At 34.2% G+C, this 25,429-nt stretch carries 21 protein-coding genes and 1 tRNA gene; 12 read left to right on the top strand and 10 right to left on the bottom strand.

Going from position 1 to position 25,429, the window contains the following annotated elements; genetic code table 11:
* Window positions 1-10 precede the first annotated feature (10 nt).
* Entirely contained in the window at window positions 11-469 is a 459-nt protein-coding gene (locus H6X70_RS15145; RefSeq protein ID WP_194768541.1) for a low molecular weight protein-tyrosine-phosphatase, read from the top strand.
* Between the two features lies 1 nt (window position 470).
* Window positions 471-1,187 (top strand): SAM-dependent methyltransferase, encoded by a 717-nt coding sequence (locus H6X70_RS15140; RefSeq protein ID WP_194768540.1) that lies wholly within the window; start codon window positions 471-473, stop codon window positions 1,185-1,187.
* Between the two features lie 3 nt (window positions 1,188-1,190).
* On the opposite strand, the gene H6X70_RS15135 is transcribed toward H6X70_RS15140, so the two are convergent.
* From H6X70_RS15135 to dapF, 4 genes are all read right to left on the bottom strand, one after another.
* Entirely contained in the window at window positions 1,191-1,847 is a 657-nt protein-coding gene (locus H6X70_RS15135) for a peptidoglycan-binding protein LysM (protein WP_194768539.1), read from the bottom strand.
* Between the two features lie 668 nt (window positions 1,848-2,515).
* Window positions 2,516-3,559 (bottom strand): endolytic transglycosylase MltG, encoded by a 1,044-nt coding sequence (gene mltG, locus H6X70_RS15130; RefSeq protein WP_194768538.1) that lies wholly within the window; start codon window positions 3,557-3,559, stop codon window positions 2,516-2,518.
* A complete protein-coding gene (locus H6X70_RS15125; protein ID WP_194768537.1) occupies window positions 3,560-4,084 on the bottom strand; it encodes a GNAT family N-acetyltransferase in 525 nt (174 codons plus the stop codon).
* Window positions 4,081-4,854, bottom strand: coding sequence for a diaminopimelate epimerase (dapF, locus tag H6X70_RS15120; RefSeq protein ID WP_194768536.1), 774 nt, complete (start codon window positions 4,852-4,854; stop codon window positions 4,081-4,083). Before dapF ends, H6X70_RS15125 begins: the two co-directional genes overlap by 4 nt.
* A 121-nt stretch (window positions 4,855-4,975) precedes the next feature.
* Between dapF and H6X70_RS15115 the strand changes: the two genes are divergently transcribed.
* Entirely contained in the window at window positions 4,976-6,379 is a 1,404-nt protein-coding gene (locus H6X70_RS15115) for a S1C family serine protease (RefSeq protein ID WP_194768535.1), read from the top strand.
* Window positions 6,380-6,640: 261 nt separating this feature from the next.
* On the top strand, window positions 6,641-7,252 hold the full coding sequence (locus H6X70_RS15110) for a tRNA (guanine-N1)-methyltransferase (protein WP_194768534.1): 612 nt from the start codon (window positions 6,641-6,643) through the stop codon (window positions 7,250-7,252).
* A gap of 257 nt (window positions 7,253-7,509) precedes the next feature.
* Here H6X70_RS15110 and H6X70_RS15105 read toward each other — a convergent pair.
* A tRNA-Arg gene (locus H6X70_RS15105) sits at window positions 7,510-7,583 on the bottom strand.
* 192 nt (window positions 7,584-7,775) lie between these two features.
* Window positions 7,776-9,404, bottom strand: a complete 1,629-nt coding sequence (locus H6X70_RS15100) for a sodium/sugar symporter (RefSeq protein WP_194768533.1) — start codon at window positions 9,402-9,404, stop codon at window positions 7,776-7,778.
* Between the two features lie 139 nt (window positions 9,405-9,543).
* Here H6X70_RS15100 and H6X70_RS15095 point away from each other — a divergent pair, with 139 nt between their 5' ends.
* The 6 genes from H6X70_RS15095 to H6X70_RS15070 all read left to right on the top strand — a co-directional run bounded on the left by H6X70_RS15095 (window position 9,544) and on the right by H6X70_RS15070 (window position 17,598).
* Complete coding sequence (locus tag H6X70_RS15095) at window positions 9,544-10,536, top strand: GntR family transcriptional regulator (RefSeq protein ID WP_194768532.1); 993 nt, start codon at window positions 9,544-9,546, stop codon at window positions 10,534-10,536.
* Between the two features lie 10 nt (window positions 10,537-10,546).
* On the top strand, window positions 10,547-11,449 hold the full coding sequence (locus tag H6X70_RS15090; RefSeq protein ID WP_194768531.1) for an aldose 1-epimerase: 903 nt from the start codon (window positions 10,547-10,549) through the stop codon (window positions 11,447-11,449).
* A 1-nt stretch (window position 11,450) separates the two neighbouring features.
* Window positions 11,451-12,602 carry a galactokinase gene (gene galK / locus H6X70_RS15085; protein ID WP_194768530.1) on the top strand — a complete coding sequence of 384 codons (1,152 nt, stop codon included), beginning with the start codon at window positions 11,451-11,453 and terminating at the stop codon, window positions 12,600-12,602.
* 17 nt (window positions 12,603-12,619) lie between these two features.
* Window positions 12,620-13,642: a UDP-glucose--hexose-1-phosphate uridylyltransferase gene (locus tag H6X70_RS15080; protein ID WP_194768529.1), complete on the top strand. Its 1,023-nt coding sequence runs from the start codon at window positions 12,620-12,622 to the stop codon at window positions 13,640-13,642.
* Between the two features lie 245 nt (window positions 13,643-13,887).
* On the top strand, window positions 13,888-15,453 hold the full coding sequence (locus H6X70_RS15075) for a hypothetical protein (RefSeq protein WP_194768528.1): 1,566 nt from the start codon (window positions 13,888-13,890) through the stop codon (window positions 15,451-15,453).
* A gap of 318 nt (window positions 15,454-15,771) precedes the next feature.
* Window positions 15,772-17,598: a DUF885 domain-containing protein gene (locus H6X70_RS15070; protein ID WP_194768527.1), complete on the top strand. Its 1,827-nt coding sequence runs from the start codon at window positions 15,772-15,774 to the stop codon at window positions 17,596-17,598.
* A gap of 93 nt (window positions 17,599-17,691) precedes the next feature.
* Here H6X70_RS15070 and glyA read toward each other — a convergent pair whose 3' ends face one another.
* Window positions 17,692-18,963, bottom strand: a complete 1,272-nt coding sequence (glyA, locus tag H6X70_RS15065; RefSeq protein ID WP_194768526.1) for a serine hydroxymethyltransferase — start codon at window positions 18,961-18,963, stop codon at window positions 17,692-17,694.
* Between the two features lie 200 nt (window positions 18,964-19,163).
* Here glyA and fahA point away from each other — a divergent pair, with 200 nt between their 5' ends.
* Window positions 19,164-20,450 (top strand): fumarylacetoacetase, encoded by a 1,287-nt coding sequence (gene fahA, locus H6X70_RS15060; RefSeq protein WP_194768525.1) that lies wholly within the window; start codon window positions 19,164-19,166, stop codon window positions 20,448-20,450.
* A gap of 109 nt (window positions 20,451-20,559) precedes the next feature.
* Here fahA and H6X70_RS15055 read toward each other — a convergent pair whose 3' ends face one another.
* From H6X70_RS15055 to ytxJ, 3 genes are all read right to left on the bottom strand, one after another.
* A complete protein-coding gene (locus H6X70_RS15055; RefSeq protein WP_194768524.1) occupies window positions 20,560-21,294 on the bottom strand; it encodes an ion transporter in 735 nt (244 codons plus the stop codon).
* Between the two features lie 101 nt (window positions 21,295-21,395).
* Window positions 21,396-21,809, bottom strand: coding sequence for a gamma-glutamylcyclotransferase (locus H6X70_RS15050; RefSeq protein WP_194768523.1), 414 nt, complete (start codon window positions 21,807-21,809; stop codon window positions 21,396-21,398).
* A 10-nt stretch (window positions 21,810-21,819) separates the two neighbouring features.
* A complete protein-coding gene (ytxJ, locus tag H6X70_RS15045; protein WP_194768522.1) occupies window positions 21,820-22,215 on the bottom strand; it encodes a bacillithiol system redox-active protein YtxJ in 396 nt (131 codons plus the stop codon).
* Between the two features lie 267 nt (window positions 22,216-22,482).
* On the opposite strand from ytxJ, the gene clpB reads away from it, so the two are divergent.
* Window positions 22,483-25,083 carry an ATP-dependent chaperone ClpB gene (gene clpB / locus H6X70_RS15040; protein WP_194768521.1) on the top strand — a complete coding sequence of 867 codons (2,601 nt, stop codon included), beginning with the start codon at window positions 22,483-22,485 and terminating at the stop codon, window positions 25,081-25,083.
* Window positions 25,084-25,429: the final 346 nt, after the last annotated feature.

The raw sequence follows: 25,429 nt of genomic DNA, 5'->3' as shown, positions 1-25,429 counted from the left end.
ACATTTAGCCATGACTAAAATTTTAATGGTATGCTTGGGAAACATTTGTCGTTCACCCCTAGCTGAAGGTATTTTAAAGTCAAAACTTCCAGCCGAAGATTTTCAAGTAGATTCTGCAGGAACGGCAAGTTATCATATTGGTTCAGCTCCCGACAAACGCTCGGTGGCCGTTGCTAAAAAACACGGATTAAACATTTCCAATTTAAAAGGCAGGCAATTTGAAGTTTCAGATTTTGATACATTCGATATTATCTATGTGATGGATGAATCGAATTACCAAAATGTATTGAAATTAGCTAGAAATGAGGAGGATGAAAATAAAGTAAAGTTTATTTTAAATGAAGTGTATCCTAATAAAAACTTCGATGTTCCCGACCCTTATTATGGTGGCGATGAAGGCTTTCAAAATGTATACAACATGCTAGATGAAGCCTGTACAAAAATAGCTCAAGATTTAACTTCTTCATAAAATGACAACACATAGCGGTAAACTTTATTTAATTCCAACCACTTTAGGCGATAACGATCCGTTGGAAGTTTTACCTGTTACGGTAAAACAAATTATTGAGCAAACCGATACATTTATTGTTGAAAATGAAAAAACTGCAAGACGCTTTATAAAGCGCATTTGCCCAGAAAAATCACAACCTTCGTTAAACCTTTTTGTATTAAACAAATACACAGAAGCCACCGATTTACCAAACTTTTTAGAACCCTGTTCAAGAGGGATTCATGTTGGTTTACTCTCTGAAGCAGGTTGTCCTGGAGTTGCCGATCCTGGCGCAGATGTGGTTAAAATTGCACACGACAAAAACATTAAGGTTGTACCATTGGTAGGTCCTTCTTCCATTCTAATGGCACTCATGAGTTCTGGAATGAACGGGCAAAGCTTCGCTTTTAACGGCTATTTACCCATTGATAAAGGAGAACGTAAAGCAGAAATAAAATATTTAGAACGCCTTTCGTTTGAACGAAATCAATCGCAATTATTTATTGAAACCCCTTACCGAAACAATAAAATGATTGAAGATTTATCTGCGATTTTAGAAAGCAACACCAATGTTTGTGTGGCTTGCGACATTACATTGCCAAACGAGTTTATAAAAACCCAAACTGCAAATCAATGGAAAAAAAATAAGGTAGACCTTCATAAAAGACCTACCCTATTTATAATTCATAAAAGTTAAATACTAAATCGCTTTTGCTTTTCTATCGGCTTTAATAAACGACGTATCATATCCTGAAAAACGTTTCATATAATAACCAACCGTTGTACCGTAACCGTCTGCAAAGTTATCAATACCATAACTTCTTAAGTACTTCTTTACACTTCCTGCACCCGCTAAGTGAGCTGCAGCTAAAATACCAGATTCTGTAACTAAGACACCATTAATACGTTTTCCAACATAGTTCTTGATATCACGTCTTAAAATCCACTTATTACGAGCTGTATTCGCTACAAAAGCATTCTCCTGCATTCTAGGACTCTTTAAAAACGCAGCAGGATCGTTAATCCCAATCAGTTTTAAAGTATTTTTTCCAAATTGATATTTTCCCATGTAACCATAAGAATTAACCACAGAATAATTACCTCGAGACTCTTTAAAAGCTAATGCTTCTTTAAAGCCTACAAAAGATTTTCCTAAATACGGGGTGAATACTTCTTCGTTGTGCTTTTGAACTGTAGAATTATCCTCTATCGCGTCCAATTTTACTGTATAATTTAAGTCTAACCCTTCAGTTGAATATTTACTTAAATCAAAAGCCTCGCTCGATTGAAACGAGAAATACAATAGTGTTGATATTGTAAGTGCAAGAATTCCATAACTTCCAATATTTTTTACCATACATTTTAAATTTTTTCGGTGTTTATTAAATGTAATTTCCACCTTGAAATTTGAGCCTGCAAAATTAGGCTTTTTTTCAATAACTTCAAAATTAATCGATTATGTGTTTCTTTTTATTGAACAATAGACGAAATACACAGGTTTCTATTAAGTTTTTGTTATTAAAACATTCCTTTTTATTACATTAAATTTAGATTATAAAACTGCCAAAACTCTTAAAATACTCTTATTTAACATGGTATTAAGACAAAGACCGAACAACATACAAACCGCTAAAAAACAGCTATTTATAATGTTTCATAATCAAAACATAAGTTCTTTTTAACTTTTTATTATGTTTGAAAATGAAACGGTATCAATCATCAAAACCATTTAATAAGTCTACACGCTAACTTTTAGCTTAGAGCTTAAGCTTCTTACCAATTTCTATGCCAATACTGACAATTATTATTGCTAAGCATGCTTTTTTTTGATGGCGAAAAGCGTTTTAAACGCATTTTTCTGCTTAAAATCTCAAACTACTTAACAAAGTTAGCTTAGATTTAAACAAATTTATGCGACATGGCGTGTCGGAAGTAAACAAAAATTCTCATGTTTTATTAACTACTTTCGTGCTAGATAAAACATGAGAATTTAAATACTGCACTGTATAATGCAATGATGTAAAACTACTTTCTAATGCCCTGTGAAGACAAATAGCGCCAATATTCGGCGGCATAAGCATTATGTTGTGATAAAGTTTTAGCAAACTTATGAAACCCTAAACGTTTAGCATCGGCAACAAAATAGAGGTATTTGTGTTTTTCATAATTTAAAACCGCATCAATAGCCGTAATATCAGGCATCGCAATTAATCCTGGAGGTAAACCTCGATTTTGATAGGTGTTATATGGCGAATCAATTTCCTTATGAACATTTAAAACACGCTTTATAACAGTACCTTGATATTCTGGAAGTTGGTAAGCTGCAAATTTAAGCGTAGGATCTGCTTGTAATGGCATACCAATTTTTAATCTATTCATATAAACTCCTGCAATTCTAGGCAATTCTGATGCTTGCTTAGATTCTTCATGAACAATAGAAGCCAAAGTAATAACTTCTTCTGGTGTTAAACCTATGGCTTTTGCTTTATCAAGTCTAGAAGTATTCCAAAAAGCCTTATTTTCTTTTAGCATTCTTTCTCTAAAGTCTTTTGCTGAAGTATTCCAGAAAAACTCATAACTATTAGGCACATACATACCAAGTGCTGATGCCCTAGTAAAATGATTTGCTTTTAGAAATGATGTATCTGTCATCGCTTTTATTAACGACAAACTATCGGCTTCAATTTGATCGGAAATGCGCCCTGCTAATTTTTCAAGACTCTCTTGATTGTTAAAAGAGACACGAATGGGCAAGTTTTTACTTCTAATGGAATTAATAATATCGTTATTACTCATCCCTTTTTTAATTTCAAAACGTCCTGCCTTTATGTGTGTGATGTATTCTTTTTGTTTTGCCAATGCATCAAAAGCTTCGATATCGTTTAATAAAGGCTCTAACTCATTTCTAACATATTGATAGTTTGATCCGGTTGGAATAAAAATGAAAGCCGATTCATTATTAAAAGCTGTATTAGGTTTTAACATGGCTTTATAAACAAAATTCGCAAAAAATCCTGCTGCAATAAGTCCTAAACCAACAATGGCTAAAAGTATCTTTTTTATATACATTTAATTATTAATAAGTTGAAATAAATATTCGTTTTTATAAGTGCCGTGTACAAAATTCCAGTCTTTTTTTATGCCTACTTTTTCAAAACCTTGATTGGAAAACAACTTTATACTGGCTTCGTTTTCTTCTGAAATATTACAGTATAATTGATGTAAATCTAAGTGTATAAAACAATAATCGATTAATAAGTCTAAGGCTTCGCTTCCATAACCTTTTAATCTATCGGAAGGTTCTTGTATTAAAATGCCAATACCTGCACGTTTGTTTTTAAAATCGAAATCGAATAAATCAATCAAACCAACGGGCGTATCATTATAATCTGAAATCACTAATCGTAATTGCTTGACTTCATAAATATCTTTATGAGCATTTTCTAGATATTGTTTAATTAAAAACTTAGAATAAGGAGTTTGAGTACAACTTATTTCCCAGATGGACTCGTTGTTTTCAACCTTATGAATAAACTCCAAATCCTCAGGCTCTAAAGCGCGTAAATAAATAGTATCGCCATTTAGTGTCCTCATAGTTTGCCTTCAAAAACGTAAGTAGCAGGACCAATTAACCAAACATTATTATATGTACCGTTTGCTTCATTAAAGCTTACTTGCAGTTTTCCGCCTTCAACATTTAAAGTCACTTGATTTTTAGTAGTTTCACCCGTTGCGTGCATGGCGATGGCTACAGCTGTAACTCCAGTACCACAGGATAAAGTTTCATCTTCAACACCACGCTCGTAGGTTCTCACTCTAAAAACATCATCAGAAATTTTCTGAACAAAATTCACATTCGTTCCTGCTTCATTATAAGGTGCACCATAACGAATACCAGCGCCTTTTGTTTTTATATCGAAATCATTAATATGACTCTCAAACTGCACATGGTGTGGCGAACCTGTATTTAAAAACACGTGGTTTTCATGTTTTTCTACGACTTGAACATCTAACATTTGAAGTTTTACGATGCCATTTTCAATCGTTGCATGGTGCAAACCATCAATAGCTTCAAAAACAGCTTTATTAGAAATAACACCTAATTGCTGTGCGAAAGCCACTAAACAACGGCCACCATTTCCACACATGGTACTTTCGTTTCCATCGGCGTTATAATACACCATTTTAAAATCGTATTCGGGATGATTTTCTAATAAAATAAGTCCGTCTGCCCCTACTCCAAAACGTCTGTCGCATAAAAAAGCAACGTGTTTGGTATTGTTTTTATCAAACGTTTGCTGACGATTGTCAATCATCACAAAATCGTTTCCTGTTCCTTGGTATTTATAAAAAGTCTCTTGCATAATAAGGCACAAAGATATGATATTATACCGTTTTTTTGATTGTTAAATGACAGTTAAAGTTCGTTTTCTATTTCAATAAATAATTAATTTTAATCTCTATTAATAAAATATAAACGATATTATGAAGAAGATTTTATCATTAGTGTTAGTATCTGCTTTAGGTGGCGTTTTTACCTTAAGTGCATATAAATTACTCATTGAAAACCCTACACCCGAAATAGCGACTACCACAGAAATTAGGCCTACTTACCTTCCTGCCAACCACACAGAAAACACAGCGATACCCTACGAAACGCCAGATTTAACTAAGGCTGCTGAAAATACGGTAAACGCCGTAGTGCATGTTAAAAATGTAACGTTAAGCTCTGGACAAATGAGTTTTCACGATTTCTTTTCAGGAAGAAGTCCGCAGCGTGCACAGGTAGGCACAGGTTCAGGTGTTATTATTAATGAAGATGGCTATATTATTACCAATAATCACGTTATTAATAATGCTCAAGAACTTTCGGTTACACTGAATAACAATAAAACCTACACTGCCGAGTTAGTGGGTACCGATGCTAAAACAGACATTGCCCTATTAAAGATTAATGCTGAAGACCCTTTACCATTTGTAACTTTTGCAGATTCAGACACCGTTAAAATTGGCGAATGGGTTTTAGCAGTTGGAAATCCATTTAATTTAACATCTACTGTTACAGCAGGAATTATTAGTGCAAAATCGAGAGATTTATCGGGTGTTAGTGCCCAATCCTTTCTTCAAACCGATGCTGCAGTAAACCCTGGAAATTCGGGAGGAGCACTTGTAAATACCAATGGCCAACTGGTTGGAATTAATACGGCCATTTCTTCGCAAACAGGCTCTTATATTGGATATTCGTTTGCTGTACCTAGTAATATTGCTAGAAAAGTTGTTGAAGACATTTTAGAATATGGCAATGTTCAAAACGGTATATTAGGCATTCAAGGTGGCGCACTAAATAGTGCTGTTGCTAAAGAAATTGGTATTAACGATACCGAAGGCGTTTATGTAGACAGCGTTGTTGAAGACTCTGGAGCCGATAAAGCAGGGCTTCAAAAAGGCGATATTATTAAAGAGATTGACAACATTAAAGTTTCTAAATTCTCAGATTTAACAGGCCATTTAAGTGCAAAACGCCCTGGAGATATCGTACAATTAAAACTCGCTAGAGACGGCTCTACAAAAACGGTTTCGGTAACATTGGCAAAAAACCAAACCATTAACATGCCTTTAGTGGGTAGAATTAAAAATGCTAAGCATGAAGATTTGAAAAAACTTAGCGCTAAAAATGGTGTTAAAATTGTTCAATTAAATGGTGAATATGCTCAATATTGGAAAAATAATGGCATCACTGAAGGCTGCATCATATCAACCATAAACGACATAAAAGTTAATTCGGTTGATGATGTTCAAGAGATTTTAAAAGACAGATCGACTTACGAGCCATTAAGAATAGAAATTATTAATTTAAACGGCGAAATAGAACGTTTTAATTTCAGATAAACCAATTAAATCACAATAAAGCGTGTACGTATTTTAAAGCTTCATTCTGAATAAGATTACAGCGTATTAAATACTAAACCCACAAGAAAGCTTGTGATTTAAAAACTTTGAATTTTATTAAAATATTATAATCTAAATAACGTTTTACAACGTAGTTACTAAAGCCTCACTTGTTGAGGCTTTTTAAATATTCACAGCAAATAGTAAACTATATTTTATAAATTGCGCAAATTAGAAAAATCATTAAAAATTATTCCCAACATGAAACTCATTAAATCAACCCTTTTAATAGTATTTACCTGTCTTATATCTCTTCATTCTTTTTCCCAAACCGATGATATCGATGAAGATAAATTATCATTAAACAGCGGTACTATTGATAGTCAATTTGAGTTTGTTATAAGACGTTCAAATAAATATCAAGATTATAAGGTTGTAAAGAAAAACTGGCTGTACACGCTTAAAGCCCATACTTTAGATTCTTTAAATGCTGTACATAAAGATTTATTAGAAACACAAGCGGTAGTTAAAAACCAAAACCAAGAGATTTTAGATTTAAAAGAATCGCTTTCTAACACCCAAATGGATTTAGATAAAACAAACACCGAGAAGGATAATATGGCCTTGTTTGGGTTGCAAATGGGTAAAGCTAACTACAATGTACTCATGTGGTCTATAATTGGAATTTTAATAGCTTTTCTTGCTTTCTTTATCTATAAATTTAACAACAGTAATGCCGTTACCAAAGAAGCGAAACAAAACTTAGCTGAAATTGAAGAAGAGTTTGAAGAGCACCGCAGATCGGCTTTAGAACGCGAACAAAAGGTGCGTCGTCAACTTCAAGATGAATTAAACAGACAGAAAAAAGGATAAAAAACATTCCTTTTTTTGAATAATTATTTAGGTTGAAATTTTAAATAGTAATTTAAAATTTCAACCTTTTTTTATGAAACTATTATAGAGCACATTTCAGAGGCGTGAGAAACGTAAAATTCTTCCTCAATAGATTAACTACTATTTTTGCTTAATTCTGAAATCCCACAACTTTTGTGCTTGATCCGTAAAACCTTGAACAGCACACAAACCATATAAAAACAAAAAAGACCTACTATTTCTAGTAAGTCTTTTTGTGAGCCCTGCAGGATTCGAACCTGCGACCGCCTCCTTAGAAGGGAGGTGCTCTATCCAGCTGAGCTAAGAGCCCTCACAGAAACCATTTCTAATTTCTGGTGTGCAAATATAAAATTAACTATATTTCTAACCAAAGGAAATGTTTATAATTTTTACTAAAAATTTAATTCCATCATAACCCTTTGATATTATGAATATTATTACTTCACTTTAAATAAAAAAGGCATCATAAAATGATGCCTCCTTAGTTCTATACTGATTTATGTTACCAAAACAATGCATAAAGCACTGCTAAAATAATACACACAATCATCGATCCGATGTTGAATAACGGTGTGGTTTTAAATAAATCTCCAGAAAGATCAATCCCTTTAGGGTCGTCTGCTCCTTTATTTTGAATATGACTTAAAATAACAATTATAATCATTGTTAATACAGCCGTAATTCCCATTTGGTGCATCCAAGGTTCAAAAATTGGAATTGGTAAAAACTTAAGCGCTAATGCAATTGGAATAGAAGCTATAGCCCCCCAAATTGCAGCGTTGTTTGTTGTTTTTTTCCAGAACAAACCTAACATAAATACCGCTAAAATTCCCGGACTTACTATTCCTGTATATTCTTGGATAAATTGAAATGCTTGATCGATACCACCTAATAAAGGTGCTACAATTACAGCAATAACCAATGCAATTGCACCAGAAAGACGACCTACATTTACTGTTTCTTTATCGCTTGCATTCTTATTAATGTATTGTTTGTAAATATCCATTGTGAAAATGGTAGACGTCGAATTTAACATAGAAGCCAAAGACGAAACCACTGCTGCTGCTAAAGCTGCGAAAGCCACACCTTTAAGACCTACAGGTAAAAACTGTAACAACCATGGGTATGCTTTATCAGCTTGAGCAGAAGATGGCACATTTAACATACCTACTTCTCCTAAATTAGCCATAATTGCAGGGTCGTTAACCATAACATAAGCTGCAATTCCAGGAATAACAACAATTAAAGGAATAACTAACTTTAAAAATGCTGCTAAAAGGATACCTTTTTGAGATTCCTTTAAAGATTTTGCAGCTAAAGTACGCTGAATAATGTATTGGTTGAATCCCCAATAGTACAAATTGGCTACCCATAAACCACCTACTAACACCCAAATACCAGGTAAATTAACATAGTTATCATTCGATTCTTCAAGAATCATGTGGAATTTCTCTGGAGCAGCTTCTAAAACTTTAGAAAACCCTGCTATCACACCTTCTCCACCAGATACTGTATTTAAGGCCAAATAAGTTGTTACTAAACCCCCAAGTACTAAAAACACCACTTGTATAACATCGGTCCATGCTACTGCAGACAAACCACCATATAGTGAATAAGCTGCCGCAAACAACGCTAAACCAATAATAGCATATATCATATCTACACCCATAATAGTTTCAATAGCTAAACCTCCTAAATAGAGTACTGAAGCTAAATTCACAAAAATGTAAAGTCCTAACCAGAAAACAGCTAGAATGGTTTTTAAGTTGGTTGAAAATCGTTTTTCAACAAATTCTGGAATGGTATAAAGTCCTTTTTCAATAAAAATAGGCAGGAAATATTTACCTACTATAATTAAAGTTAAAGCAGCCATCCACTCATACGAAGCAATAGCAATACCTAGTGCAAAACCTGATCCAGACATCCCGATAAATTGTTCTGCTGAAATATTAGCTGCAATAAGCGAAGTTCCTATCGCCCACCATGGTAAAGATTTACTCGCTAAAAAATAATCTTCTGCGTTTTTTTGATGCCCCTCTTTGTCTCGAGACACCCATAATCCTACGCCTAGAATTAACACGGCATACGCAACAAAAACCACGTAATCCCACATTTGAAATCCTGCTGTCATAAATAAAAAAATTAGTTTAAATAAGTTAGTTCAGCTCCAAATATAGAAATTAATTATAAATATTCAGTCTTTAGTTTTAAAAAACCAACTAGTAGGGTCTGGTATGGTATTGTGTATTTTATTATATTTGCTGGAAATTATGATAGAAATAAACAAAAAAACAGGCGTACCGAAGTACAAGCAAATCGTCAATAGTATTGAAGAAGCTATAGATGGTGGTGCATTACAAAAAGGTGACCAATTACCTTCTATAAACGCTATTAAAGACACCCATAACCTTTCTAGAGACACTGTTTTAACGGCTTATAACGAATTAAAAAACAGAGGCATCATTCAGTCTATTGTGGGAAAAGGGTATTTTGTTTCGAGTGAACACATCCAAATTCAGCAAAAAATATTTTTACTTTTTGATGAATTTAATTCCTTTAAAGAGGATTTATACAATGCCCTTTTAGATCATCTAGGTTCGCATATTCAGGTTGATCTTTTCTTTCATCATTTTAATGAAAAAAGTTTCAGTCAATTAATTCAGGATAATGCTGGCGACTATAATTATTACGTTATTATGCCTGCAAATTTGAAGCATACCGCTCAGGAACTTAAAATACTTCCGAAGGAGAAAGTGTATATTTTAGACCAGCTTCCTAAAGATTTGTCGAAATACGCTGCTATTTATCAAGATTTTGAAAACGACATTTTCGACAACCTTTCCAAAGCCAATCAACTCATTACTAAATACGAGCAACTAATTTTGGTTTTCAATAAGAAAAAGCAACCAATGGGAATGCAAAAAGGATTTATTAAATATTGTAAAACTAATAACATTCCTTTTGATGTAATAAACAGTTTTGATACTGAAACCCTTAAAAAAGGCAGTCTTTACATTATTCCCGACGATAGGAATTTACTGAACATTATTAAAAGCTCGAAAAAAGAAAAATTAAAACTAGCTCAAGATGTTGGAGTCATTTCATACAACGAAACGCTTTTAAAAGAAATTGTAGAAGGCGGAATAACCACTATTTCTACAGATTTTAAGGCCATGGGAAAACGCTTGGCAGAAATGATTTTAAATAAAGAAAACATTAAAATAAAAAACCCTCATAATATTATTATTAGAAACTCACTTTAAACTATAAGCCGTGTATCAATTCAATCATAATAAAGAAACCAATATCCTAGAAGTTTCTTATCCGGAAAGCAAATCTTTTGCTAAAATTCACCTCAATCAAGGGGCAAGCATTCAAGAATTAACCTTAATGGGGCAAACACTTATAAAAGATTTAGCGCCATTAACGTATGCATATACTTATGCTTCTGCATTTCTATTTCCTTTTGCGAACAGAGTTAAAGATGGCGCTTATTCGTATAATGAAAAGCCTTATCAATTAGAAGTAAATAACAAACCCGAAAACAATGCGCTTCATGGTTTAATATTCGATAAGAAATTCAAGCTTCTTGGTACATACGCTAAAGAAGAAACGGCAGTTGCCATTTTTGAATATGACGAAGTAAAAAAACACGAAGGTTTCCCATTTACCTATACCATTTTACTGCATTATATTTTCCACAAAAACAGCTTAGACATCGAATTTAATATAAAAAACACCAGCTCTGGCACGTTTCCGTTTACCGTGGGCTGGCATCCTTACTTTTTAAGTGCCAATTTATTTAATAGCACCTTAAATTTTGGAAGCTCAAAAAAGCTCATTATTGGCGAACGAAATATTGCCACTGGAATTGAAGATATCAAGCCTGTTAAAGACCTTCAGATTGAAGACAAACAACTGGATGATTGCTGGGTATTAAACAACGATAAAACCATCAAATTTACGACACCTGAATACGAACTAATCATTGATTCTTCAGAAGAAAACAGCTTTGTTCAAGCCTATACACCACCAGTTAAAAATGTTATTGCCATCGAACCTACCACGGGTGTTTCCGATAGTTTTAATAACAAAATAGGCATAAAGGAATTACGCTCATACAAAACTTACGAAATACGATGGACCATCGAAGTAAATAAAATTAAAAACAACTAAAATGAACACGCAACTCATTCAAGATGTAAAAAACAAATACATCGAAAACTTTAAAACAGAGCCTTTACTAATTTTTTCGCCAGGGCGTATAAACATCATTGGAGAACATACCGATTACAACGATGGATTTGTATTTCCTGCCGCAGTAAACAAAGGTATTGCTGCCGCGATACAAAAAAGCGACTCCAATATATCGACCGCTTATGCTCTTGATAAAAACAGCAAAATTGAATTCGATCTAAACCAAATAAAACCTTCAAAAGAAGGAAGCTGGCAAAACTATGTTTTTGGTGTTGTTGCCGAAATTCAGAATAGAAATAAAGTTATTGGTAACTTCAACATCGTTTTTAAAGGCAATATTCCTGGTGGTGCTGGCATGTCATCATCTGCAGCATTAGAAAATTCGGTAGTTTTTGGTTTAAACGAATTGTTCAATTTAGAATTATCTAAAGAGGACATGATTTATATTTCACAAAAAGCAGAGCATAATTATGTTGGTGTTAATTGTGGTATTATGGACCAATACGCCAGCATGTTTGGCATTAAAGACAACGCGCTACACTTAGATTGCAGAAGTTTAAAATCGACCCCTCATAAAATTGATTTTAAAGACCATCAATTAATGCTGATTAACACTAACGTAAAACATCAATTATCTGATAGTGCCTATAACGACCGTCGTTCTGCTTGCGAAAGCATTTCTGAACTGCTAGGAATAAAAGCTTTAAGAGATGCTACTGAAGGTGATTTAAAAAGTATTGAAGACCAAGTAACGCCTGAAAATTATCAAAAAGCATTATACGTTATTCAGGAAAATGAACGTACCGAAAAGGCGGCGCAAGCCATTGAAGATAACGATTTAGAAACTCTAGGACAGTTAATTTATGCCTCTCACAATGGTTTACAACACCAATACAAAGTAAGCTGTGAAGAGTTAGATTTTCTAGTAGATCAAGCTAAAGCTAACAAACAGGTTTTAGGCGCTAGAATGATGGGCGGTGGTTTTGGTGGTTGTACCATAAACTTAATTTCAAAAACTGAGGCTGAAGCTTTTGCTGAAACAACCTCTAAAGCATATAAAAAAGCCTTTAATAAAGACTGTTCTGTTTACTTCATCGAGCTTTCTCAAGGTACACATATAGTAGAATTATAAAAGTAATTTAATTGAAAATGAAAAATACAGATTTACAAGATTACTCACATAAACGTTTTAATATTCTAACAGGAGAATGGGTTTTAGTTTCTCCACACCGTGCAAAAAGACCATGGCAAGGACAAAACGAAGCCGTTTCTAACGAAAAACGCCCTAGCTACGATGAATCCTGCTATTTATGTGCAGGAAACACCCGAATTAATGGTGAAGTTAACCCAAAATACACCGATGCTTTTGTGTTTACGAACGACTTTGCAGCGCTTCAAAAAGACTCTAAAACCTTTGCTGTAAACGACGGACTTCTAGTGGCACAAAGTGAAACAGGCATTTGTAAAGTGGTGTGTTTTAGCCCAGACCATTCTAAAAGTTTGGCTGATATGACACCTAAAGAGATTGAAAAAGTTGTTTTTACATGGCAAAAAGAATTTAAAGCACTTGCTGAAAACCCAGACATTAACTATGTTCAAATTTTTGAAAACAAAGGTGCTGTTATGGGATGTAGCAATCCGCATCCACACGGACAAATCTGGAGCCAGTCTACACTTCCTAACGAAGTTGATAAAAAAAACACGCAACAATTTAATTACTTCAGCAAAAATAACAGCAGTTTATTAGGTGATTATTTAGCACAAGAATTAGAAAAACAAGAACGTATCATTTTTGAAAATGATGAGTTTGTCGTTTTAGTTCCGTTTTGGGCAGTTTGGCCTTTTGAAACCATGATTGTTCCTAAAAAGCATCAAGCCAATATTTTGGATATGAATGCCGAACAAGCGCTACAATACGCTGAAGCCATTTCGGTAATTACCAAAGCATACGATAAATTATTTAACACCTCGTTCCCCTACTCTAGCGGAATTCATCAAGCTCCTACCGATGGAAATGAAAACAAACATTGGCATTGGCACATGAGTTTTTATCCGCCACTTTTAAGAAGTGCTTCGGTTAAAAAATTCATGGTAGGTTACGAAATGTTTGGTTCGCCACAACGCGACATTACTGCCGAAACCGCTGTAAAAATGCTTCGTGATTTACTTTAATTTGAACACGATAAAATAAAAAATGCTTTAACAAGAGGCTGTCTAAAAAGTATAACTAATGTCATATTGAGCTTGTCGAAATATTTCTAACTGATTGCTAATCAATATCGGTTTCGACAAGCTCAACCTGACAAATCAAATTTTCCTTACTTTTTAAACAGCCTCTTTGTTTATTTTACAGCTATAAATACTAAATCATAGCTTCAAAAGTTATATTTTTAGCCATCTAAAATTAAAGCCTTTAAATGAAACGCTATTTATACTTTTTTATCACTCTTGGATTTTTAATGCTTTGGAGCTCTTGCCGTAAAGATTTTGAATTTTCTCCAAGTACCGGCAGTTTACAATTTTCTAAAGACACCGTGTATTTAGATACCGTTTTTACCGATATTGGATCGAGCACCTACAATTTAAAAGTGTATAATAATAGTGATGATGATATTTCAGTACCTTCAGTAAGACTAAGCCTTGGAGATGCTTCAAATTACCGTTTGAGCATAGATGGGATGACAGGAAAAACTTTTGAAAACGTAGAGATTCTTGCCAAAGACAGCATGTATATTTTTGTTGAATCGACAATAGACATCAGTAAATTACCAAGTTTAGACGGTACTTTTTTATACACCGACCAAATTGAATTTGATGCAGGTTCAAATCTTCAAAAAGTAGAATTAGTTACCCTGGTTCAAGATGCTGTTTTTATCTATCCAGACCGAGATGATGACACCAAAGTTATAGAAACTTTAAAAATTAATATTGATGGCGAATTGGTTGAAACCGATATACAAGGTCGCGAACTGCAAGCTTCCGAACTTACCTTCACCAACCAAAAACCTTATGTGATATACGGTTTTGCTGCCGTTCCTGAAAACGAAACTCTAACTATTGAAGCTGGTGCACGTATACATTTTCATGAAAATTCGGGCATTATTGTGTATAACAACGCATCGCTCCATGTAAATGGTGCCTATAGTAGTGATCAAGAATTATTGGAAAATGAAGTGATTTTTGAAGGCGACCGCTTAGAGCCTGAATACGCCGAAGTCCCCGGACAATGGTCTGCCATTTGGCTGTTTGAAGGCAGTGTAAATAACATTATAAATTACGCCACGATAAAAAACGCAACCGCGGGCATAATTAGCGATGGAAATCCACAAGAGTCTAGCGACAAACTTAGCATTACAAACTCTCAAATATACAATTCAAGCAGTTTTGGTATTTTAGGTAGAAACACATCTATAAGTGGTGAAAATGTTGTGATTAACAATTCCGGACTAGCTTCTTTTGCTGGAACTATTGGCGGAAAATACAATTTCACACACAGTACATTTGCTAATTATTGGGATTATAGTTTCAGACAATACCCTGCATTATTACTAAATAATTTTGTGTTCGACGAAGACAACGGGATTATTGCAACCAATTTAACCGAAGCTAATTTTAACAACTGCATCATTTATGGTAACGAAAACATCGAGTTTTTAGCTGATGAAGTTGAAGCAGACAACACCGTTTTCAATTTTAAACTCACCAATTGCTTAATTCGTTTTAATGATAATAACGATGAGTTTGATGGGCCGAATTACGATTTTACAGATAACACGCATTACGAATCGATTATTTTAAATGAAGACCCTAATTTTAAAAACACTGAAAGCAACCAAATGATTATTGGCGAAGAATCTGCTGCAATAAACCAAGGGAATTCAATATACGCTTTACAAGTGCCATTCGACATTTTAAACGTAAGCAGAACTTTAGCACCAGATTTGGGCGCTTATCAACACATCACTTTTCCGGAGGAAGAGTAAATTAGAAGTCATATACTTCTACAATTATAAACCAAGGGTGAACATTAAAATGTTCACCCTTGGTTTTTGAAATAGTTTAGGTTTTCTAGAACTGTGTTTTATTTTGACTCGCTGTATCAACTCAAATAATGCGACCCTAAGTACATGCATCGAGAATCGTATGCTACACTAAAATTTCGTATCTATATTCAACATTATTGTAGTCATCAAAATACAAAATAGACTGAATTAGCACATGATTTGAATAGAATTTAAATTCTTCAAAACACTTTCAAAAGATTTTCATATCTTATAAAAATTGATTCAAAACAAATCCCAATGAAACCATTATTTTTAAAATCTGCACAAATTATTTTTATGCTTGCCCTATGCTTTTCCTGTAAAAAAGAAAAAACCAAAACACCTACAAATGCTGAAATTGAAGTAGAGTCGGAAAAAGTAACTGCTTTTTTTCAAAAAGCTTTTGATGAACGAGTTGATGCTTACCCTGAATTTCAAACAAGACTAGAGATTAAAAAAGATTATGGAAAACTGAATGACAACTCGCCTGCTGCCGCAGAAAGAGATCTAAAAAGAAACAAAGAAGCACTTGCCTGGTTAATAGATTCGGTTAACGTCGATTTACTTTCAAAAGATGTTTTATTAAGTTATAAACTTTTTAAACAAAAGGTTGAAAATAACATTTACGACTACAAATACCGATTTCATAATTACCCTGTAAACCAAATGTTTGGGGCACAATCGGGAAAACCTGCATTTATGATAAACATGCATCAAATCGATTCTATCGAAGATGCTGAAGCCTATATTTCTAGACTAAATGGCTTTAATAAATTCTTCAACCAATTGGTTGAAAACTTAAAAACCCGTGAAACCATGGGCATCATGCCGCCGTTATTTGTTTATGATAAAGTGATTCAAGATTCTGAAAACATTTTAGTAGGACAACCTTTTGATACTTCAGATAAAAAAAGTGCTTTATATGATGATTTCACTAAGAAAGTGAACAAATTAGACCTAGACAACGACACCAAATCGGCCTTAGAAGAACAAGCCAAGGACGCGCTATTAACCGCTGTAAAACCGGCATACAACACGCTTATTTCTTTTATGAAAGCCCAAAAAGGGCGCGCAAACACAAATGATGGCGCATGGAAATTCCCTGATGGTGAAGCCTTTTTTAATAACGCTTTAAATAGAACAACAACCACCAATTTAACTGCTGAAGAGATTCACGAAATTGGTTTAGCTGAAGTAGCCAGAATTCACAAAGAAATGAACGCTATTCGTGAGAACGTTGGATTTGAAGGCGATTTGCAAGCGTTTTTTGAGTTTATGAAAACCGATAAACAGTTTTATTACTCATCTGACCAAAAAGGAAAAGACGCCTATTTAGCGGAAGCGGTTCGTATTATCGACAGTATGAAAACGAGATTAGACGAGATATTCATTACAAAACCAAAAGCCGATATTATTGTTAAAGCCGTTGAACCGTTTAGAGAGCAATCGGCTGGAAAAGCATTTTACAATCGTCCCGCCGCCGACGGCTCTAGACCGGGCATATATTACGCCAATTTATATGACATGGCTTCTATGCCAACATATCAAATGGAAGCATTAGCCTATCATGAAGGCATTCCTGGACACCACATGCAACTGGCTATTCAGCAAGAATTGAAAGATGTACCTATGTTTAGAAAATTTGGGGGTTATACCGCTTATACTGAAGGTTGGGGATTATATTCTGAGTTTATTCCTAAAGAAATGGGCTTCTATGCTAACCCTTATTCAGATTTCGGTCGCTTAGCAATGGAATTATGGCGCGCCTGCCGATTGGTTGTAGACACAGGAATTCACGCTAAAAAATGGACTCGCGAAGAAGGTATTAAATACTACACCGATAATACCCCTAATGCCGAATTAGACGCGGTTAAAATGGTAGAACGCCATATTGTGATGCCTAGTCAAGCCACAGCATATAAAATAGGCATGTTGAAAATTTTAGAATTACGTAAAAAAGCGAAAGATGCCTTAGGTGATCAATTTGATATTCGAGAATTCCATGAAGTCGTGATTTCTCATGGCGCCATACCTTTAAATGTATTAGAAGATTTTGTAGACGACTACATGGCTTCAAAAAAATAAACTTTTACGCTAAGCTTAAAAACAAAAAATCCTGCTTGATGCAGGATTTTTTTAGTTGTAAACCTTAATACTAAGGTTCTATTTCATTGTAAATTATACAAATAAAGGTTTATCCTTCATCATGTTATTTACTTTAACTTTTACAGCTTCTAAAACCGCCTCATCTTCAAAATTAGTTACTACTTCATCAATTAAATTAACAATAGCAACCATATCATCTTCTTTTAAACCACGTGTAGTAACAGCAGCAACTCCTAAACGAATTCCAGAAGTTACAAATGGTGATTTATCATCAAATGGCACCATGTTTTTGTTTACCGTAATATCTGCTTTTACTAAAGCGTTTTCAGCATCTTTACCAGATAAGTTTTTGTTACGTAAATCGATCAACATACAGTGGTTATCGGTTCCACCAGAAATAATATTATATCCTTTAGCGACTAAAGCATCGGCCATAGTTGCTGCATTTTGTTTTACTTGTAATTGGTAATGTAAAAAATTATCGGTTAAAGCTTCACCAAAAGCAATTGCTTTAGCTGCAATAATATGCTCTAATGGACCACCTTGATTTCCTGGGAAAACAGCAGAATCTAATAACGAAGACATTTTACGTAAGCTCCCGTTTTTAAGAGTAATTCCGAATGGGTTATCAAAATCTTGTCCCATCATAATCATACCACCTCTTGGACCTCTTAAAGTTTTATGCGTTGTTGTTGTCACGATATGACAGTGAGGTAACGGATCGTTTAAAATACCTTTAGCAATAAGACCAGCAGGATGCGAAATATCAGCTAATAAAATAGCACCAACACTATCGGCAATCACTCTAAAACGTTTAAAATCGATGTCACGAGAGTAAGCAGAAGCACCAGCAATAATTAATTTAGGCTGCTCTTTAGTAGCAATCTCTTGAATTTTATCATAATTTAAAACCCCTGTTTCTTGCTCTACACCGTAAAATACAGGATTGTAAAGTTTTCCAGAAAAATTAACTGGAGAACCGTGGGTTAAGTGCCCTCCGTGAGACAAATCAAAACCTAAAATTTTATCACCTGGCGTTAAACATGCGTGATAAACAGCAGTATTAGCCTGACTTCCAGAGTGTGGTTGTACGTTTACGTAAGCCGCTCCAAATAACGCTTTTGCTCTATCGATAGCAATTTGCTCAACTTCATCAACAACCTCGCAACCACCATAGTAACGTTTGCCAGGATACCCTTCGGCATATTTATTTGTTAGCACAGATCCTGCAGCTTCCATTACTTGAGAGCTTACAAAATTTTCTGATGCAATAAGTTCTATACCATGTAATTGGCGTTCTTTTTCAGCTTGAATAAGTTCAAAAATTTGTTCGTCGCGTTGCATAAAATTAAATTATGATTAAATATTCGGCAAAAATAGGAAATTGATTAGTTAAAAGCACCAAAAAACATATATTTACTTATAAGTTTTTAACGGTTTTATTAACGGTTACTGCTTATCTATATTTTATTCTTTTTTTTCATTTAAAATAAAAAAAATGTGTAGGTTTGATAAGAATACTATAACATAAAAAAAATTAAGTTATGCCATTATCAGCTAACAATCCAGATAGAAAATCGTGGTTACACGTCGATAAAAACTCAGATTTCCCAATTCAAAACATTCCGTTTGGTGTGTTTTTAACCCGTGACGATATTATTACTATTGGTACACGAATTGGCGATACCGCTATAGATTTAGGTGCTTTACACCAATTGGGCTATTTTAAAGACATCCCTTTAACCGACGATATTTTTCTTCAGGATTCATTAAATGATTTTATTGCCGATGGCCGAAAAACATGGCGTGCAGTTAGAAACCGTATTGCAGAAGTTTTTGATGCCGATAACGACAGCTTAAAAAATAATACCAAACATAAAGAAACCATACTTTTTAGATTGGATGAAATTGAAATGCAGCTTCCTGTACAAATTGGTGATTATACCGATTTTCACTCAAGCATAGAACACGCTACGAATGTGGGCAGTATGTTTAGAGATCCAGAGAATGCTTTATTACCAAATTGGTTACACATTCCTATTGGATATCACGGCAGAAGCTCGTCAATAATTCCTTCTGGAATTCCGGTACACAGACCTCAAGGCCAAATGCTTCCAGATGGTGCTACCGAACCCGTTTTTGGCCCAAGTAAATGGGTTGATTTTGAATTAGAAATGGCTTTTATTACTACCGATGCTAATGATTTAGGAGAACCTATTCCAACAAAAGAAGCTGAAGAATATATTTTCGGATTGGTATTACTAAACGATTGGAGTTCTAGAGATATTCAAAAATGGGAATACGTGCCTTTAGGTCCGTTTTTAGCAAAAAATTTCGCGTCTTCAATTTCACCATGGATAGTAACTTTAGATGCCTTAGAGCCTTACCGTGTTGAGAGTCCGAAACCTCTAAAACCACAGTTAGACTACTTAAAGTATGAAGGCAAGAAAAGCTACGACATTAACTTAGAAGTGGCTATTCAACCAAAAGGTGCTAAAGAAACCGTAGTTAGCAAATCGAATTTCAAATACATGTATTGGAATATGGTACAACAATTAGCGCACCACACGATAAACGGTTGTCCGATAAATTCGGGCGACATGATGGGGAGCGGTACAATTTCTGGACCTACCGAAAACAGTTATGGTTCCATGTTAGAACTCACTCACAATGGCGAAAAACCATTAAAAATGAAAGATGGCAGTGAACGCAAATACATTAATGATAACGATACGGTAATTATGCGCGGATTCTGTGAAAAAGACGGAACACGAATTGGTTTTGGCGAAGTTTCAACCAAATTATTACCCGTTTACAAGAAGAAAAAATAACAAACTTAAAGATTAAACCTTTAGGTTAATAATACAAGGTTATTTAGGTATCCTAATAAATTAGGCGCTTAAATAGCCTTTTTTTATGTTGTGTTTTTTAAAAAACTCATTATTTACGCTTAGACTTTTCAAGAATCTCTTCATCTTCAATTTCTCTCGCTTTAGACAAAGCACTAGCGACTAACCCTGCAGGAATTGTTACAATACCAACACCAATAATAAGAATAAAAAAGGTGAATATTTTACCGCCATCTGTAATGGGATAAACATCACCATACCCTACGGTTGTTAAAGTTACAATGGCCCACCAAGCACTGTGAAACACAGAAGAAAACACTTCGGGTTGCGCTTCATTTTCAAAATAATAAATACCTGCAGAAGCTAGAAAAACAAAAATTCCGGTTACAATTAAAAAAAGTATAACTTCTTCCTTTACCAATCTGGCCGCTATATGAAATCGGTTAAGCGCCTTGTTGTAACGAATTAATTTTAAGGCTCTAAAAATTCTAAATATGCGAAATGCTCTTAACGCTCTTAAATCGTAGAAACTACTAAGGTAAAAAGGGAAAATAGCCAAGAAATCGACAAGCCCGTAAAAGCTAAAAATATATTTTAATTTATGTTTAGCAACATAAATACGTAATATATACTCTATAGTAAAAACAAGGACACAAAATATCTCGAAACTTTCTATTAAAACGATTGTATTTTTAGAGTTATTTGGTAAGGTTTCTACAGCAAATGAAATAAGCGACAAAAGGATTAAAACCTGAATAAAATAATCAAATATTTTTCCGTGTTTAGAGGTGTTATCTTCAACTAGTGCGCGTAATTTTTTTCCCATTTAATATCATTTTACGATATAATATTACATAAAAATCGTAAAAATGTCATATTAAAATTGAAATTGAATACAAAATAATGGCTATTTCGTAGTAAAACAACTTAAACCTCTTCATTAGAAAACTTCAAAAAATCTCCAGAAGAAATCCATTTTAAATGACTTACATCACGGTTATAAAGATACACCCAAGTTTCAATTGTGGTTCCATCAACTAGAACAGCTTGAACACTTTCTCTTTTAAACAAATCGGATGCACTTGGAACATGCCCAATACCTTCATAATGGTCTAAAACTTTAAAAACATTTTCAAAATCATCTATTTTAAAAACAGCACCATAAACTTTCTCTGAAGCATTAGCACTAACAACGGCACCTGGATACCAAGACACTTGATAGAGTTTTCCTTGAAAAGTGCCTTTAGCAACAAACTGCGCATGTGCCGCTAAAAATCTAGACATGTCGTTTTTTACGCCCTTTAATAAGGTGCCGTAAACAAATAAATAATCTGGTTTCAAGCGCGCATTATTAAATAAAGGTACTTAAATCGATGGCATTAATCGCGCCATGAGAATCGTGCTTAACAACCACGCCATTTTTTATGATTAGTAATTGAGGGGATTCGTGTCTTACTTGAAATTTATAACCCGTTTCATTTGAAACGTCGCGGTAATTCAATAAATCTAAATAGTACAAATCCAAATCACTTTCCGAAACATTATAAGCGGCTATAAATTGTTTCATAACCATTCTACTAATACCACATGTTGTGGAATGCTTAAAAATTGCTTGTGTTTTTGTATTCGATTTCTCCTTAATGGTTTCCAATTGAGAAACTTCAACTAAAGGAATCCATGGTAATACCTTTTCTTCCTTTTTCTCTTTTGCTTCAGACGAACCAAACAATTTATTTAATAAACTCATAATCAATAGCTTTATAGTGTTCCGCGAAAGCGAAAATTCAAATATTATTTTTAATTTTACAGTAAGTCGTTATCTTTTATAAATCTTACGTTTTGACAAAAAGTCATTAAAAACCAGTTGATTTACGACATTTTGTCTGATAATTCGCATTGGTAAGATAATTGACTTTATGTGCTTGTAAATGTAAATTATTTCAGCAATTACAAAAGAAAAAAACTAAGAATTGATTCCTACTAAAACAGGAATACTAAAAAAAGAAAATAAAAAATGAATTTAAATAATTATACCATAAAATCGCAAGAAGCCATACAACAAGCGCAACAAATTGCGCAAGGTTATGGCCACCAGCAAATTGAAAACGAACACCTCTTCAAAGGGATTTTTGAAGTGGACGAAAACGTATTACCTTTTTTATTAAAAAAACTGAATGTAAACGTTTCTATGCTTGAACAAGCGTTAGACAAACAGATTGAAAGTTTTGCTAAAGTTTCTGGAACCGAACTTATGCTGTCCCGTGAAGCCGGAAAAAGCTTGAATGAAGCCTCTATTATTGCAAAAAAAATGAAAGATGATTATGTTTCTATAGAACATTTAATTCTTGCCATTCTTAAATCGAACAGCAAAATAGCACAAATGCTAAAAGACCAAGGTGTTACAGAAAAAGGTCTTACAGCAGCTATTAACGAGCTACGTCAAGGCGAAAATGTAACCTCTCAAAGTCAAGAAGAGACCTATAATTCCCTAAATAAATATGCCAAAAACTTAAATCAGTTGGCCAAAGACGGCAAACTAGATCCTGTTATTGGTCGTGATGAAGAAATAAGACGTATTCTACAAATATTATCGCGTAGAACAAAAAACAACCCCATTCTAGTAGGTGAACCTGGAACAGGTAAAACCGCTATTGCTGAAGGTTTAGCGCATAGAATTATTGATGGCGATATTCCTGAAAACCTTAAAGACAAACAAATTTTCGCTTTAGATATGGGCGCACTAATTGCTGGTGCCAAATATAAAGGCGAATTTGAAGAACGACTAAAAGCAGTTATTAAAGAAGTAACCACGAGCGAAGGTGATATCGTACTATTTATAGACGAAATCCACACACTTGTAGGTGCTGGCGGCGGACAAGGCGCTATGGATGCGGCTAATATTTTAAAACCCGCTTTAGCCCGTGGCGAACTGCGTGCTATTGGCGCAACCACTTTAGATGAATATCAAAAATACTTTGAAAAGGACAAGGCTTTAGAGCGTCGTTTTCAAAAAGTGATGGTCGACGAGCCAGACACCGAAAGTGCTATTTCAATTCTTCGAGGTATTAAAGAAAAATACGAAACGCATCATAAAGTACGCATAAAAGACGAGGCTATTATTGGTGCCGTAGAACTTTCATCCAGATACATTACCAATCGATTTTTACCAGATAAAGCCATCGATTTAATGGATGAAGCAGCATCAAAATTACGCATGGAAATCAACTCTAAACCAGAAGAATTAGATGTTTTAGATCGAAAAATCATGCAGTTGGAGATTGAAATTGAAGCCATTAAACGTGAAAAAGATGAAACAAAGTTAAAATCACTTCGTGCCGATTTAGCTAATCTTAAAGAGTCTAGAAATGAAATTAACGCCAAATGGAAGAGCGAAAAAGAAGTTGTTGACCATATTCAAAACACCAAACAAGCGATTGAAAATTTCAAGCTTGAAGCTGAAAAAGCAGAACGTGAAGGCGATTATGGTAAAGTAGCCGAATTGCGTTACGGAAAAATTAAAGAAGCCCAAGAAGAACTTGAAATTTCACAAAAGAAACTTCAAGAACAATCGGAAACTTCATTAATTAAAGAAGAAGTGACTTATGATGACATTGCTGAAGTTGTAGCCAAATGGACTGGAATTCCGGTTACCAAAATGCTACAAAGTGAACGTGAAAAACTTTTAAAATTGGAAGATCAATTACACAAACGTGTGGTTGGCCAAGAAGAAGCAATTGAAGCGGTTAGTGATGCTGTTAGAAGAAGTCGTGCTGGTTTACAAAACCCGAAAAAACCTATTGGAACCTTCTTGTTTTTAGGAACTACAGGCGTTGGAAAAACAGAACTTGCAAAGGCTTTGGCTGAATATTTATTTGATGATGAAAATGCCATGACGCGAATTGATATGAGCGAATACCAAGAACGTCATGCCGTAAGCCGTTTGGTTGGTGCGCCTCCAGGATACGTGGGTTACGATGAAGGCGGACAATTAACGGAAGCTGTACGACGCAAGCCGTATTCTGTTGTTCTTTTAGATGAAATTGAAAAAGCTCATCCAGATACCTTTAATATTTTATTACAGGTTTTAGATGAAGGGCATTTAACAGACAATAAAGGGCGTATTGCCGATTTTAAAAACACGATTATCATCATGACTTCAAATATGGGTAGTCAAATTATTCAAGAGCGATTTGAAGCCACCAAGGATATCGATTCTGCAATTGAAGCTGCAAAGGTTGACGTGTTAGCGCTTTTAAAACAAACGGTTAGACCAGAGTTTTTAAATAGAATTGACGACACCGTAATGTTTACACCGTTAAGCAAAGAAAACATTGTTGAAATTGTAGGCTTACAACTTAAAGGCATTACAAAAATGATTGCAGAACAAGGCATTACTTTTGACGCCACTCCAGAAGCTGTCGCCTATTTAGCCGACAAAGGATACAATCCTGAATATGGTGCGCGACCTGTAAAACGTGTCATTCAGAAAGAAGTTTTAAACGCTTTGAGTAAAGAAATTTTAGCAGGAAAAGTAACTACCGATAGTATTATTTTATTAGACGCTTTTGATAATCAACTCGTTTTTAGAAATCAAGACGATTTAGTTAAAGGCTAATTATAAAACAGCCAACTTAAATCATGTAGCAAAACACATCGCTAACCACCTAATAATTGGTTAGTTAACCCAAAAATCAGCAAGGATCAAATTATTGAATTCTTGCTGATTTTAATTTTTTATTCCTAAGTTCTCAATGATTTAGTAAAAATATCTCATATAATAAAATATTTATACAACTTTTCTATGATGTACACATTCAGTCTACCGTTAATCTAAAAAACAAATAATTTCATCTGTTAAATTGCTTTTAATATTAGTTTAGCTTCAACATTAATTCTTGAATTCTCAAAAAGGTTAGATAGCACTAAACAAGGAATTAATTGTATTTACCTTAATTACGTAA

Source organism: Tamlana sp. I1 (assembly GCF_015355625.1).
Lineage (GTDB): Bacteria > Bacteroidota > Bacteroidia > Flavobacteriales > Flavobacteriaceae > Pseudotamlana.
This window is presented reverse-complemented; position numbering and strand designations above follow the sequence as displayed.

What these genes read in the sequence shown, in the direction of transcription:
- clpB (WP_194768521.1), top strand. Translation starts at nt 22,483, where the DNA reads ATGAATTTAAATAATTATACCATAAAATCGCAAGAAGCCATACAACAA.
- ytxJ (WP_194768522.1), bottom strand. Translation starts at nt 22,215, where the DNA reads ATGAGTTTATTAAATAAATTGTTTGGTTCGTCTGAAGCAAAAGAGAAA.
- H6X70_RS15115 (WP_194768535.1), top strand. Translation starts at nt 4,976, where the DNA reads ATGAAGAAGATTTTATCATTAGTGTTAGTATCTGCTTTAGGTGGCGTT.
- H6X70_RS15075 (WP_194768528.1), top strand. Translation starts at nt 13,888, where the DNA reads ATGAAACGCTATTTATACTTTTTTATCACTCTTGGATTTTTAATGCTT.
- H6X70_RS15070 (WP_194768527.1), top strand. Translation starts at nt 15,772, where the DNA reads ATGAAACCATTATTTTTAAAATCTGCACAAATTATTTTTATGCTTGCC.
- galK (WP_194768530.1), top strand. Translation starts at nt 11,451, where the DNA reads ATGAACACGCAACTCATTCAAGATGTAAAAAACAAATACATCGAAAAC.
- H6X70_RS15080 (WP_194768529.1), top strand. Translation starts at nt 12,620, where the DNA reads ATGAAAAATACAGATTTACAAGATTACTCACATAAACGTTTTAATATT.
- H6X70_RS15055 (WP_194768524.1), bottom strand. Translation starts at nt 21,294, where the DNA reads ATGGGAAAAAAATTACGCGCACTAGTTGAAGATAACACCTCTAAACAC.
- glyA (WP_194768526.1), bottom strand. Translation starts at nt 18,963, where the DNA reads ATGCAACGCGACGAACAAATTTTTGAACTTATTCAAGCTGAAAAAGAA.
- mltG (WP_194768538.1), bottom strand. Translation starts at nt 3,559, where the DNA reads ATGTATATAAAAAAGATACTTTTAGCCATTGTTGGTTTAGGACTTATT.
- fahA (WP_194768525.1), top strand. Translation starts at nt 19,164, where the DNA reads ATGCCATTATCAGCTAACAATCCAGATAGAAAATCGTGGTTACACGTC.
- dapF (WP_194768536.1), bottom strand. Translation starts at nt 4,854, where the DNA reads ATGCAAGAGACTTTTTATAAATACCAAGGAACAGGAAACGATTTTGTG.
- H6X70_RS15135 (WP_194768539.1), bottom strand. Translation starts at nt 1,847, where the DNA reads ATGGTAAAAAATATTGGAAGTTATGGAATTCTTGCACTTACAATATCA.
- H6X70_RS15110 (WP_194768534.1), top strand. Translation starts at nt 6,641, where the DNA reads ATGAAACTCATTAAATCAACCCTTTTAATAGTATTTACCTGTCTTATA.
- H6X70_RS15095 (WP_194768532.1), top strand. Translation starts at nt 9,544, where the DNA reads ATGATAGAAATAAACAAAAAAACAGGCGTACCGAAGTACAAGCAAATC.
- H6X70_RS15100 (WP_194768533.1), bottom strand. Translation starts at nt 9,404, where the DNA reads ATGACAGCAGGATTTCAAATGTGGGATTACGTGGTTTTTGTTGCGTAT.
- H6X70_RS15140 (WP_194768540.1), top strand. Translation starts at nt 471, where the DNA reads ATGACAACACATAGCGGTAAACTTTATTTAATTCCAACCACTTTAGGC.
- H6X70_RS15145 (WP_194768541.1), top strand. Translation starts at nt 11, where the DNA reads ATGACTAAAATTTTAATGGTATGCTTGGGAAACATTTGTCGTTCACCC.
- H6X70_RS15125 (WP_194768537.1), bottom strand. Translation starts at nt 4,084, where the DNA reads ATGAGGACACTAAATGGCGATACTATTTATTTACGCGCTTTAGAGCCT.